The organism is Microbulbifer sp. ABE4_465, from assembly GCF_056160765.1.
The window spans coordinates 255904-270150 of sequence record NZ_JBSWXV010000001.1 but is presented as its reverse complement, the minus strand read 5'-3'; the positions used below and the strand labels follow the sequence as shown (position 1 = coordinate 270150).

The 14247-nt window shown below is 54.5% G+C and carries 8 protein-coding genes; 4 read left to right on the top strand and 4 right to left on the bottom strand.

What is annotated here, in order from left to right; all coding sequences use genetic code 11:
• Positions 1-3: 3 nt before the first annotated feature.
• Positions 4-3498, bottom strand: coding sequence for a TonB-dependent receptor (locus ACXAG1_RS01165; protein WP_475118674.1), 3495 nt, complete (start codon positions 3496-3498; stop codon positions 4-6).
• A 469-nt stretch (positions 3499-3967) separates the two neighbouring features.
• Between ACXAG1_RS01165 and ACXAG1_RS01160 the strand changes: the two genes are divergently transcribed.
• Both ACXAG1_RS01160 and ACXAG1_RS01155 read left to right on the top strand, forming a co-directional pair.
• Positions 3968-4942, top strand: coding sequence for a sugar kinase (locus ACXAG1_RS01160; RefSeq protein WP_475118673.1), 975 nt, complete (start codon positions 3968-3970; stop codon positions 4940-4942).
• A gap of 28 nt (positions 4943-4970) precedes the next feature.
• Positions 4971-7358 carry an alkaline phosphatase D family protein gene (locus ACXAG1_RS01155; RefSeq protein WP_475118672.1) on the top strand — a complete coding sequence of 796 codons (2388 nt, stop codon included), beginning with the start codon at positions 4971-4973 and terminating at the stop codon, positions 7356-7358.
• Positions 7359-7398: 40 nt separating this feature from the next.
• On the opposite strand, the gene ACXAG1_RS01150 is transcribed toward ACXAG1_RS01155, so the two are convergent.
• The 3 genes from ACXAG1_RS01150 to ACXAG1_RS01140 form a co-directional block, all read right to left on the bottom strand.
• Complete coding sequence (locus ACXAG1_RS01150) at positions 7399-8148, bottom strand: SapC family protein (protein WP_475118671.1); 750 nt, start codon at positions 8146-8148, stop codon at positions 7399-7401.
• Positions 8149-8162: 14 nt separating this feature from the next.
• Complete coding sequence (locus tag ACXAG1_RS01145) at positions 8163-9716, bottom strand: tryptophan halogenase family protein (RefSeq protein WP_475118670.1); 1554 nt, start codon at positions 9714-9716, stop codon at positions 8163-8165.
• Positions 9717-9808: 92 nt separating this feature from the next.
• Positions 9809-12589: a TonB-dependent receptor gene (locus ACXAG1_RS01140; protein WP_475118669.1), complete on the bottom strand. Its 2781-nt coding sequence runs from the start codon at positions 12587-12589 to the stop codon at positions 9809-9811.
• A 263-nt stretch (positions 12590-12852) separates the two neighbouring features.
• Here ACXAG1_RS01140 and ACXAG1_RS01135 point away from each other — a divergent pair, with 263 nt between their 5' ends.
• On the top strand, positions 12853-13947 hold the full coding sequence (locus ACXAG1_RS01135; protein ID WP_475118668.1) for an RICIN domain-containing protein: 1095 nt from the start codon (positions 12853-12855) through the stop codon (positions 13945-13947).
• Entirely contained in the window at positions 13948-14220 is a 273-nt protein-coding gene (locus ACXAG1_RS01130; protein WP_475118966.1) for a carbohydrate-binding protein, read from the top strand.
• Positions 14221-14247: the final 27 nt, after the last annotated feature.

Sequence of the window (14247 nt, the reverse complement as noted above, 5' to 3'; positions counted from 1 at the left end):
GACTCAGAATCGTGCCTGAACACCGAATCGGAAGGTGCGACCAGTGCGATAATCCACAACAGTGCGAGACTTGGTTGCCTCCCCTTCCAGTGGGTTACCTTCATCGAACAGGACGGTATTACCGTCTGCATCTACGTCACCGAGGTCCATAAAGCGGCTGGTGTAGTAGGTGCGAACACCTTCGTCGGTCAGGTTTGCTGCCTGGAATGACAGTGTAATATTGTCATTCAGTGCGTAGCTGGCGGAAAGGTCAAGAGTTTGACGACCTTCTTGCCAGAGCGCACCATTATTCCAGCTGCGTTGGGCCAGCTGATCGGAGGTGCCCTGATACGCAAGGCGCAACTGGTGACCATTCTGCTCCCAGAACACGGTAGCGTTGTAGCTGTGTTCTGGAGTATGCGCTACAGGAAGCTCCGGCAAAAGAATGCTCGGATCCAGAGAAGAAACTTCCTGCTCATAGGCACTATCCTGATAAGTGTAATTCAGGTTGGTACCCAAGCCCGCGAAGATGCCGGGCAGCATATCGAAGCTCTGGGTGTACTGAAGCTCGATACCCTTGATCTCAGCACCCTTACCATTCTTGATTTGAGTGGTGCGGAACTGGGCACACATTTGCTCCGGGTCACCGGAGAATGCCCAATCTGCGTTCAGCATTACGTTGCCCTGTATGCGCTTCGGCATACAGTTCTCAAGATCATCTGCCTGCTTGACGAGCTCTTCGGGATCATATGCTCCTTCGTTCTCATCCAACCCAAGTCCACGTAGATCATCCATGTAAGTGACGATCGTCTGGGACTCCTCGAAGTTGGTCATATCCTTGTAGAACAATCCTGCAGCAACCAGGGAATTCTCAGAAAAATACCACTCAAACGAAAGATCCAGGTTGTTAGACTCGAGCGGATCCAGCTTGGTATTGTACAGCGTTATAACACTGCCAGTCCGGTCTCCCCAAATGCTCTCCCGAACTTTAAAGCCAGGGCGAAGCGAATCGATCTGGGGACGAGCCATGGTTTTGGATACAGCAAAGCGCCCCACCATCTCATCATTAATAATGTAATTCAGGTTCAGGCTAGGTAGAACGGCATTGTACTCATGCTCGTCTTGAACAGCGAAAGAGCGCTGACTCAAATCTGGGCCCGCAATGAGATTGCCATTCTCATCAAATTGGCGCTCACCATAAATGTTATATGATTCGGTTGAGACATCGGAATGGCGCCAGAGCCACCACTCAGTAAGATTTTCTCCAGCCCAGTTATCTTTAACAGCGAGCGGCTCGAAACAAGCTCCAGCATCGGCAAGGGCCACATCATCCTGACGGTCCGAAGTACCCACTGTGTCGTAGCCTAGTCCATCGACGCGAGACCACTTCACTTCTTCATTAAAGTTAGACCCGCCGTAGAACAAAATGTCTGGGCACACAGGGTTAGAGGAATCACGCAGAGCCTCTAAAACAAAGGGGTCAAACACTCGACCAGTATTGTTCGGATCTGAATGGAAGTTAACACCAGAATATCCGTCAGCCTCTACCGTCGTACTGACATATCGAACGCCCACATCCCCCGTTAGCCGGTCATCCAGGAATGCGAAGCTGCCTTTCAAGTAGATCGCTTGATTTTCCAACTCGGTCAGTCGGGTCTCTGTATTATCCGGCTCGTAGTCTACATCGGTATTACCCAGTGCAGCCAAGAACGCTTTTTCTGCAGAAACAACTGCCCAGCCATCCGTGATGTTATTACGGCCATAACCCAGTGACGACATAAAGTCATCTACCGGGAATGCCCCACCAGCGATATTCGTTCCGCTGATATCGGTCATACCACGAACCGTCGTGAAAACCTCTCCAGTAACCGGGTCTCGCGTAACGGTACCCTCGCTAACGTTATTGAAATTTACCACCTGGTTGTCGACAAATTTTTCGCGATCTGAGTACTTCGCGCCGAACTCGATTCTATTCACGCCGGAAAAATCGACCTCCCAGTCAACATCAAAATACGCAGCACTCTGTGTATCTTCAACGGACCGGTCTGTTTTCGTGAGGTAGCTTAAATGCTGTGCTGCTAGGTCGTCGGGGTTAAACCCGGTGGTCGAATAGTTATCTTTCGTATGCTCAGTATCGGGAGGCAAGACTTCGCCATGATCAACGATACCTGTACCAGCAACAAGTACACAGCGACCGGACGTGCAATCATAGCCCACCGGCTCAAGATCATCCGGATGCGTATTCATCATCTGAGTCGCGTTAATCCGGTCGAAGTTTTGCATATTGACGTAGTAGGACTCACCCGGAAGCTGCTCCGCTTTCGAGTAATTCAGCCCGCCACTTACAACAATTGAGTCACCTATTTGCTGAGTGAGATCAAGAGAAACTATTGTATTTTCATTGGAAAATTCATTGCTACCCTGAGAGATATCGCCCATTGCTGTGCGGTTTACCATTTTGGTAAATGTCTGGGTCTCGGTATCATAAACATGCCAATCTTCCTGAGGATCGGTCCATTCAGAAGGGTCCATATTGATACCTGGAACCGTCTCGCCTTCGATCATATTTTCGAAGGCGCCGATGCGGGTTTTCAGGTCGTGCATCGAAGATACGAGATCCTGCTTGTTCCAACTGACATTCGCATTAACTTCAGTGGTTTCAGTTGCATACCACTGCAATCCGAGATTTACACCCTGGCGATCTCGCTCGTTCTGAAACAGTTGCATATGTGAAAACGGAACGGCAATACCAGTAACATCTTCAATGACATTACCATTCTGATCACGAGCGATACGGGAGGTCTTTGCGACAAAATCCTCAGCTTCATATTGATCTTTTCGGACAGAGTTGGTCTCGTCAAATGCCGTGACGATTACACCAACCGTGTCATTCAGGAACTTTCCAGTGTAGGTAACGGAAGCCTTGTGATCTTCACCTTCTGCCAGATCGTTGTACCGCCCCTGACCGGTAATATTCAGACCTTCGCTGACTTCAAGAGGCTTGGCAGAAACCAGATTGATACTGGCACCCAGGGATCCTTCGTCGTGGTCCGCACTGGGGGTTTTCACAACTTCGATCTTGGAGAGAATATCGGCAGAGTAGCTAGAAAGGTCCACCGCTTGGTTAAACCCAGTAGAACCCAGCTGCACACCATTCAAGCTGATGTTGTTCTGCTGCGCATTAGCACCGCGTACGGTGATGGTAGTACCTTCACCGTCGGCAGTCTGCATGGAAACACCGGTCACGCGGGACAGGGCTTCTGCAATGTTCTGGTCGGTGGTTTTGCCGATGTCTTCGGCGTTGATGGTGTCTTTGATGTTGCCGCCGTAGCGTTTGTCATCAATGGACTTTTCGATACTGGCACGAATACCGGTCACCTGAACTTCTTCAAGTGCCTCGTACTTGCTCTGATCTTCGGTTTCGTCTTCCTGTGCAAATGCCTGGCCGCTACATACGGACAGTACAGCAACAGATAGTGCGGACATACGGAAGCGATTACGTACAGTGGACGTAGACATGGCTCACTCTCTCCATCGGATCGCATTTTTATTATCAATTCGGCATTCACTGATACCGCTAGTGGCGCCGCCCCTAGTTTTCGAAAGAAGACCCGGTTTTGTTATCTAGTGGGTTTCTTCCATCGATGGCTTAATCATCCACCAACCCCGGAAACTATGTCAACTGTTGATTGTTAACAATTTAAATCCGTTGTTTAATGGTTGGTGAAGGGGGCGTCAGCCGCCAGCTCGAGGCGATCCGAGCCTAAATATTTTAAGTTATTGTTTTATAAGTATTTTTCAATAAGCTACGCATTTCTTCGCAGCCCCTTGTTGACAATTTACAAGGTCGCCCTGGGGGAGTAAAGGTGCAATCCCCTCGCCCCAGGCCCTCAGCGCTCAAGCGGCGTGACTTAATTGCCATTAGTTCATTTGGTGGCACGAATTGTTGCAGATGGCGCGTATAAGGCAACGTATAAAGGTGACTGCTATGACAGATCTGGTAATTCTGGGAGAGAGCATGGTGGAGTTCAGCCAGCGGGAGCCCGGAGTCTTCCAGCAATCCTACGCTGGGGACGTGCACAGTGTGGCGGTGTACTTCAAGAGACTGGTCAGTCCCAATGACCGGGTGCGCCTGATGACTGCGGTGGGGCACGATGCGGCCAGCCAAGGGCTGGTATCTGCCCTGGAGCAGGAGTCCATCGATACCTCACTGGTGTTCCGCCACCCCACTCGCCAGTTGGGGCTGTATATGGTCAATACCGATAACCGGGGTGAGCGCAGCTTCAGCTACTGGCGATCGGACTCTGCGGCCCGGGAGGTGATGCCACTATTCCGCGAGGCCACCCAGGTGGCTGGGGATGGCGGTTACCTGCCCTGCGGCATCGCCCCGCGCCCGGATCTGATTTTCTTCAGCGGTATCTCTCTGGCCGTACTAACCCCCAATACCCGCCCCGCGTTCTGGGAACTTATCGAGCAACTGCACGGTGCCGGCACCCGTATTGTGTTTGACCCGAACTACCGCCCGAAGCTGTGGAGCTCGGTCAAAGAGACCAGAGCGGAGTATGCACGCGCTTTTAAGTACGCGCACCTAGCATTGCCCGGTATTGAGGACCTTTCGGCTCTGTATGGGGTGAAAAGCTTTGACGGTGCCTGCGATTTCCTGGATGACTTTGATATCGAAGAGCTGGTGATCAAGGACGGCCCCAATGGAGTCTGCTACCGCGGGCCGACGGAACAGTTTTTGGAGCCGATTACCCCGGTTGCTCAGGTAGTGGATACCACCGCTGCCGGGGATTCGTTTAATGGCTCCTATCTCGCCTACCGCAGCCAGGGCTTGAGCCCGCGCGACGCCATTGCACATGCGGCCAAAGTGTCTGCGCTGGTGATTCAACACAAAGGGGCGCTGGTGGATGCCGAAGTATTCCACCGTTCAATAACAACACCTGCACTCAGCGAACAATAAATCCGATCGAGAAAACGGAAACCCGACCATGAAAAGAAGAAGCTTTCTGAAACTTGGCTCCGGTGCCGCGCTGGCACCTGCCCTTCCCCCCTCCCTCGCCGTCGCCATGGCGGCAGCTCGCCCGAAACTGGTGGAAACCACTCCCCTTGGCGAACTACCCAAAACCACTCAACACTGGCTGGGTGGCCACTTCTGGGGCAACCGCCTGCAGGACTGGCAATGCAGCGGCGGCCGCCTGGAGTGTTTACAGGGGGACAAGACGTTCGAGGTGCGCACCGCGTCCATACTTACCCGGGAACTAAACGAGGCGCACAAGCCCGGCCGAATCCGCGCCCGTGTGGGCTTGCTGACACCGGAGGCCAAAGGCTTCTGCGGTTTTCTGCTGGGTGTTGGTGCCGGTGCCCTGGATTACCGGGGCGCGGCGCTGGCGCAACGGGCTGGCGGCACCAACGGCGGCTTTATGGCGGTGCTGGATGAGAGCGGCAACTTGGGTTTCCGGGACTTTTCTGATCAGGAAAACAGCATGGCGTTTACCCGCCTGGAGCGGGAAGGCAGCACCAGTATCTCGGAAGTGGGCCAGCGGGAAATTCAGCTGGATTGCCATATCGACCCAGTGGCCGATGGCCGCTTTGATGTGCGCCTGATCGCCAGTGATGCCCACAGCGGTGAGGAATTTGGTTTTGCCGTGCGCAACGATGTGCCGGCGGAACAACTGCGCGGCGGCCTGATGCTGGTTTCCTCACCACCCACCGATGCGGAAGGTGCACGCTGGTGGTTTGCGGATATTGAGACCGGCGGTGAAAAAATTACCCATGACCCGCAGCGCGCGCTGGGACAGGTCATGGGCTGTATGCACAGCCTGAACAGCAGCGGTGAACAGCCGGTGATGAAACTGTCTGCGCAGTTTATGCCCATTGATACTGCGGCGAACCCCCGCGCGGTGCTGGAGTACTGCACTGGAGGCACAGGAAAATGGCAGCTGGGTGCCGAGCGCCCGATCGAAGACGGGTATCTCGCCGCTTTCCGCATCAGCGGCTGGGACGCGAGCCGAGATCACGATTACCGGATACGCTTCGCCGGCAGTGACGAAACGCTGTTTAGCGGCACTATTGCACGGGACCCGGGCAATGCGCGCCCGCTCAAAATTGCCCTCTATTCCTGCATCATTCCCACGGCGAAAAGCCTGGATGAAACCGAATTCAAAAAGCATATTCCGGAAGAGCGCATCCTCGGCCGCTATACCGAAGACAGTATCTTCTTCCCGCACAACACACTGGTAAACCACTGCGACAGTCACCAACCGGATCTGTATGTGTTCGCCGGTGACCAGTACTACGAGACCTTCCCCACCCGCTACGGCCGCGATACTCCCCAGGCAAAACTGGACACCCTGTACCGCTGGTATCTGTGGTACTGGACCTTCCGCGAGTCGGTGCGAAACCGCCCGTCCATTGTGCTGGTGGACGATCACGATGTGTTGCAGGGCAACCTGTGGGGCAATAAGGGCGATGCCACCGGCGGCCCGCGGGAGGAAGACGGCGGCTTCAAGCACGATATCGACCTGGTTAAGATGGTGTACCGCATCCAGAGCAGCCACACACCGGATGCTTATGACCCCACGCCCATCCGCCACGGTATCCCGGTCACTTACGCCCACTTTGTTTACGGTGGCACCAGCTTTGCCATGGTGGAAGACCGCAAGTTCAAATCCGCACCGGACTATGAGGCGGACCGCCTGACGGTAACCGGTGATCTGCTGGGAGCGCGCCAGGAGCAGTTCCTGCGAGACTGGGCCACCATGGATCAGGGCATGCCGAAGATCTGCCTGACTGCCTCCATATGGGGTTCCCCGCAGACCGACGAGGAAGGCAAGGGCCTGATCGACTACGATGCCAACTGCTATCCGCCGGACGGGCGCAAACGAGCGGTAAAACTGGTAGAAGATGCGAAGGCGCTGGTGCTTGCCGGTGACCAACATCTGGGGCTGGTGGCACGACAATACAGTGGTGCCTTCCCGGCAGACGATAATGAACCGCACGGAGCGCTGTTTTTCTCAGGTCCGGCTTCTGCGGCTTTCTGGCAGCGCTGGTTTGAAGGCTTTGGCAAGCTGGAGAACCGCTTTGGGGACGATCCGAATACCGGTAATTTTACCGATCCGTTCGGCAATAATATGCGGGTGTTGGCAAGTGCCAATCCGAAGATTACCCATGCGGATTTCAGCGATGACAATACGACCTGGGGTAAGTTTGTTTCGGACCGAAATCTGAAAAGTGAGGGCTACGGCATTGCAGTAGTGGACCACGCAGAGGGACAGTATCACCTGGAATGCTGGCCCTGGGATGCCAACCCACAAAAGGACCGACAGTTTGCCGGCTGGCCGCAGTCTCACCCGATAGAAACAATCAATAAAAGTTGACTCGAGGTATTAGCGCGGCTATGGCCGCGCTAATACCTTGTTAAAGCTGATTTTTCTTTTGAATCAACTTCCGCACCTGTCCCATAGACGCCCCTAACCAGTACGCCGCCTGCAAATATCCGTGTTGATGAAAATGCACGAGTTTATCCGCGTCGAGCTTTTGCAGATTTTCTTCGTTGATCGTATAAAGGCCTTCGTAACGCTTCTGTTCGCCACTGGCAAACTGCACGTTGATATGAGCGGGTTCGATCAGGTCGTTTTCTGCCAATATGTTGAGGAACGCGGTGGTGGATTCCATGCCGGCCACCAACTGTCCCATCAGGTCGCTGACCTGCTGCATAAACGGGGTATTGTTACCTTCATCGTCGAACAGGCGCTCACCCTCCCCTCCGTCTTCGTTAACCCGTTTGCTGTTCAGGTCCAGGGTGATTACGGCTCCCTTGTCTTCGCCGGGAGTTGCCTGTGGATTTTTGTAGCCGACCATAAACGGCTGGCGGCGGATGTGCATGGGGATGTATTGGGCATCCCAGCGGTCACCGTTCAGATAGAGGTTTTCGCCGGGTTCGAAGCCGAGCAATGCGCAGAGTGAGAACTGGCCGTTGTTGGGATCTTTGGTGATACAAACCGGGTATTCGAGTACCAGGTTGCGCAGTTCATTGGCAACCACTGGAATCAGGTGGGTGGCTTCGCCGTATTCGGCGCCGCGTTGGGTTACGACGGTGAGGTTGCGGTGGCTTTCGTTGTTGAGGGCAACCACGTTGCCATTCTGTGAGGTAGATTGAGCGATCATTGTTTTTCTCTCGTTCAAATTTTTTGCATGCCGTGCAGGCAGATTTTATTGATCAGGTCGCGGTGATTATCCAGGCCTGCGAGTAACTGCTGTGTGGCTGACTTTTTTTGCTGCAGGAGTTGTTGTGCCTGCGTCTGATACTGTTCCGAAAGGCCGAATGCACTGGGCTCGGTGTTAAATCCCATGCCATAGAGCACGTACTGGTAGCTGGCGGCAGGGAACACTTCCACGGCGCGGTCAAAGTCATCGTGCCACGGGGGCTGGTAGCGCCACAAGGTCAGCAGTTCCTGCAGGCTCTCTGGCACCGTCGCCGGGTCGCAGTTGTCGATCCAGAAGCGGCTGTCGGTGCGCTGGGTGAGCACATAGTGCAGCTTCAGGAAATCGATGATGCGGTCCCAGCGGTACAGGAAGGTATCGTTAAAACGGCGCGCCACCACATCCATCGCTGCGCGGCTGGCCGGGAACTGTTCGGCAATCATATTTGCCGAGATTTCCACAAGCACCAGTGCAGAGGCTTCCAGTGGTTCCAGGAATCCCGCGGAAAGCCCAATCGCTACACAGTTGCGGTGCCAGAATTTTTCCCGGTGGCCGGGCACGATGGGGATTTTGCGTACCCCCATGCTATCCAGCTCTGCCTCACTCAGGTTCAGGTAGGCGGCGAGCTCGCGGTAGGCTCCGGTTTCGTCGGTATGCGCACTGGAAAATACATGCCCTACTCCGCGGCGATTCTGCAGGCCAATATCCCACACCCAACCGGCGCTCTGGGCAGTTGAGATGGTGTGGGTGGCAATGGGGCTGTCTTCATTTTCGTACGGGACCTGAACCGCTAGCGCGTTGTCGATAAACAGCACGTCTTTGCAGGAGCGGAACGGGATACCGTAGTGATCCCCTAGCAAACGCGAGCGGAAACCGCTGCAATCGATAAATAGGTCACCATAAATTTGCCCGGCGGTTTCTGTTTGCAGGCTGGCGATATCACCGACTCGCGTCGCATTCACTGCGGTCACTTCAGCCAGAATATGCCGCACACCGAGATTTTCAGAACAGTGTTTCTGCAAGAACCCGGAAAATTTTCCGGCGTCCAAATGGTAGGCGTAGTTTGCTATCGCCGAATATTCAGGGGTGCCGATCTGTTTGGGCGCCAGATTGTGCTCGCACAGGGCCTCCTGTGGGCAGACCGTGTCCGAAAAAGACTGCTCCCGGTCGCTACTCAGCCAGTGAGGGGCCAGATTGAACTGGTTGAAATTTTCCGGCAGAACCAGGGGGTGGTAGTAGAAGTCGTCTTCTGCACCGGTGGTCCAGCGGGCGAATTTAGCCCCCTGTTTAAATCCTACGTTACATTCACGGATAAAATCGGTCTCGCGAATACCCATCTTTTTCAGGGTACTGCGCATGGTGGGCCAGGTGCCCTCCCCTACGCCAATGGTCGGCACATTGGGCGACTCGACCAGAGTGACACTGACGGGGTTTGCCTGGTCTTTTTTAAAGCGGGCAGCGAGTGTGCCGGCGGTAATCCAACCGGCGGTGCCGCCGCCAAGAATGACCACTGACTTTACTGGATCAGTCATCTCTGACCTCTATTTATTACAATTTCAAACAAAGAGGGCCACCACATTTGTGGCAGCCCTCCCTGGTATTACATGAACAATACTGTTCTCACTTAGAATTTGGCGCGAACACCAATATTGTAGCGAGCGCCGTATTGTTGGGCACTAACCAGCTGGTTGGAGAAACGGCCGTGGCGACGGATCGTCTCCTCGGTGATGTTCAGGCCTTCCAGGAAGACGGAAATGTCTTCAGTTACTTCGTAGCTGGCGTTCAGGTCCCACTGACCGTAGGCCTCAGTGAATACCGGCTGGCCGCCAATCTGAGACTGACGGGTGGCCAACAGGAAGTCATCGCGCCAGTTGTAAGCCAGACGAGCCTGGAAGGCATCTTTTTCGTAGAAGCCGATCAGGTTCGCGGAGTCACTCATACCTGTCAGTGCGAAGACATTTTCATTGTCGTAAACATCGTAATCAACATCACCGTCAACCAGTGTCGCGTTGAAAATCGCCCCGAACCCGCTGTCACCAAACATATGCTGAACAGCCAGCTCCCAGCCGTAAACTTCCGCATCTTCCAGGTTTCCGGGAGTTGCTACATTCCAGGTAACCACCGGATCGCTGCCAGTGCCCAAACAGGCCGGATTTGCACCGGTGGAATCCGGGCAACCCGGGCGCGGGTTGATGCTTGGATCAGTAATCGGATTACCGTTCACATCATTGATTACACGATCCTCAAAGGTTGCGCCGATAAAGTTTTCGACGTACTTTTTGAAGTACCCCACAGACGCATAGCTACCCTCGTCGTAGTAATACTCGACAGACAGATCGAAGTTGTCGGATGTAATCGGCAACAACCCCGGGTTGCCCTGGGACGCATTGAATGGACCACCGGGGCGTGAAACGTTCAAAGAAGTCGACGGGAACATCGCTGAGATATCCGCGCGGCTCAGAGTACGACTGTACGAGGTACGGGCAACCAGCGTTTCGGTCAGTTCAATGCTCGCGTCCAGGTTCGGCAGGAAGCGGGTGTAGCTGCCTTCCAGGGTATCGGCGCTTGGCGTGTCATCGTTGACTTCGCGCAGTTCTTCATCGTGCCAGTAGCTAAGACCGAGAATGCCGTTCTGGATTGAAGTACCGACCACGTCCGTATCTTCAAACCGCAGCCCGGTGTTCAGGCGAACGGGGTAGCCGTTAAATTCGGTTTCAAAATCGGCCGTAACAAAGGCCGCCAGGGTTTCCTCTTCAACCTTGTTGAAGGTTGGTGTTGCCTCGAAGTACTGGCCGCTGGCTTTAACCGCATCGATAAAGTCAGATGCCTCATAGTCAGCAAGCAGTGGGAAAAGCCCAGCGTTACTGCCAATTTGATCGCCAAAGTCGCCCCGCTCTTCAAAGTCGATACCGAGAGATGCCAAGTCCCCCAGATCTACAAAGGCAAAAGACTGGCTATCGTAGGAATCCACCTTGTAATCAGTGCTGGCAATACCAAATTTGATGGTTTTGAGCGCACCGTCGTCCAGGTTCTCCCAGGTACCGTCCAGCTGGACCTGTTGAATCTGATTTTCGATTTCCAGGCCGCGTTCCTGGAACAGGTCGGAAGCGATGTTTTCTGGAGAAAATGCACCACCAGCGAGCGCGGAGTCGTCAAAGCTGATACCTGGTAAACCACTTCCGCTGGAAAAGTCCGCGGTAATATCCACCAACTTACCCGGGTTCTTGGTATTTGCGATGGTCTCTGCGGGAATGCCGCCCGGCTGGGAGTGGGAGGTAGAATCGTGCACGTCCAGGCCGAAGCTCAGGGATTCGGTTGCATCCCATTCGACATTCAACCCGACAGAGTCATTGTCTGTGACAAACTGATAATTCCACGCCCAGAAGTTCAGCTCGTCGTTCTGGACACTTGGGTTGATTACGGTACCGTTGCTGTCCGCTACGCCGGTGGAGCTGTCAAACCAGACGCTGGTGCGGTTCATGGAAATATCTTCGTCGTAACGGGACGCGGTGTAATCCAGGGTCGCCGTTACGTTGTCAACCGGCGCAAACTGCACAACCAGCTGCGCATTCTGACGCTCGCGCTGGTGGTCGGCCACGTCTACGTCAAAGGTCCAGGGTGCCCAATAAGTCCCTTCCGGGTTCTTGCTACGGTCAATAGCGGAAGTATCTGCCACCCCATAATTCGGTACCCAGGCCTGGGTGCTTACGGACTCGCTACGGCTATCGCGCACAGCGTGGGACACTGCCACCAGCACACCCAATTTATCTTCAAAAAAGGTGCTGCTCACCATACTGGCGATTTCCGGGGTTACGGTATCACCTTTTTCGACACTGGTGTCCATTACACCTTTTACGCTGGCAGAAGCGACAAAGCCGTCGTAATCAAACGGGCGCGCAGTCTTGATATTTATAGTAGAACCAATACCACCGGAATAGACATCGGCTTTGCCCGTTTTATATACCTCAACGCCGGACACGCTTTCTGCGGATATCTCGGAAAATTTGAAGCTGCGGGTAATCCCTTCAGACTGCAGCGCCGAAGAATTCGGCATCTGACGACCGTTCAGGGTCACAAGGTTAAAGTTGGGGCCAAAGCCGCGCACCGTAACCTTGTTGCCTTCGTTATTACTGCGATCAATGGATACGCCGGTAATACGTTGCAGGGACTCAGCCAGGTTGGTATCGGGAAATTTACCGATGTCTTCCGCGGAAATCGCGTCGACCACACCGGCGGAATCGCGCTTGATGTCCATGGCGTTGGTGAGGGACTGGCGGATGCCGGTCACGGTAATTTCTTCCAGTGTGTTGTTATTCGCTTCCTGGGCGTAAACACCGGTAGATGCCGCACTGATCACGGCAGCGGACAAGGCGCTCAGGGTAAAGCGCTTGTTATAGATAGGCATGGATGCTCTCTCTCCATCTGGAGGCTCGAAGCTCAGACCTCATACCTGCCGCCAGGTGACCGAGCATCGAGCGCTTATTTGTTATTGAGTTGAACCTTCCGATGCGGCCCGCACGGCGGCGAATGAATATCCCGCCTATCGCAGACTGCGCAGCCATCCTGTGCGCCTCACCACTTAATGTCAATAGTTAATTGTTAACAAAGAGTGGTGTTTGCGATAAGGTGCCCGGGAATAGCGATAAAAAACCCAAGGAGAAAGAAGCGATGAACCGTTTATTCATCACCCTCCTCGCATCCCTGCTGGACACGGGAGCAACCGCTGCGGACTGGGACGGCGTCCCGGTTCCGGCGGATCCAGGTGAAGGCAATGTCTGGGAGCTGCACCCGCTTTCCGACGATTTCAACTATGAGGCCCCGGCTGCCGGTAAAAGCGCGGTATTTTACGAGCGCTGGAAGGAAGGCTTTATCAACCCCTGGACCGGGCCGGGCCTGACCGAATGGCACCCTGAATACTCACTGGTCAGCAATGGCCGCCTGCAGATCAAGTCCGGCCGCAAGCCGGGTACCAATCAGGTGTATCTGGGCAGCATTACTTCAAAGACCACCCTCACCTATCCGCTGTATATGGAAGCGCGAGCCAAGCTGAGCAATATGGTGCTGGCTTCCGATTTCTGGCTGCTGAGTGCGGATTCCACCGAAGAGATCGACGTGATCGAGGCCTACGGCAGTGACCGCCCGGGGCAGGAGTGGTTTGCCGAGCGCTTGCATCTCTCGCACCATGTGTTCATTCGCGAGCCGTTTCAGGATTACCAGCCAAAAGACGAAAGCACCTGGTATGCCGACGGCAACGGCACCCGCTGGGCCGGCGACTACCATCGTGTGGGCGTTTACTGGCGTGATCCGTGGCACCTGGAGTACTACGTGGATGGGCAGCTAGTACGTACTGCATCTGGCCCCGACATTATCGACCCCAACGGCTTTACCAATGGCACCGGCCTGAGCAAACCGATGCACGCCATTATCAATATGGAAGATCAGGACTGGCGCTCTAACGGCGGCATTACACCTACGGATGCCGAGCTGGCCGATCCAAATCGCAATACCTACAACGTGGACTGGGTGCGCTTTTATAAGCCAGTGGCGACCGGCGGTGGTTCCAGTAGTGGCAGCAGCTCTGGTGGTAGTTCAGGTGGTAATTCCGGCGGCAGCACAGAGGGCGGCGTGACCACCGTTGAGCTGGGAGATTTCTATAGCACCGGGAAAGACGGGGCGAGCGTGTCTCGCGATACGGTGCCTGGCTTCAACCACAATGGCAGTAACATCAACTACAACACCAGCGGTGATTGGGCAGAGTACTAGCTGGATGTAGCCAATAGCGGTAATTACGTGCTTACCCTTGCGGCAGCAACTCCGATGTCAGGAGATATTAACACCCAGGTTTCCGTCGATGGCCAAAATGTGGGCACTATCGCCATCAGTAATACGGGCGACTGGGAAAGTTACGTAGACTTCGTCCTGCCCTCCCCGGTTACCCTGTCCGCGGGCACGCACACGTTACGCGTACAAAGCAGTGGCAACAGCGCCTGGCAATGGAATGGTGACAAGGTGGCACTCACTGCGGATTTACAATAATCCCACCCAGCGCCACTCGAAACCAAA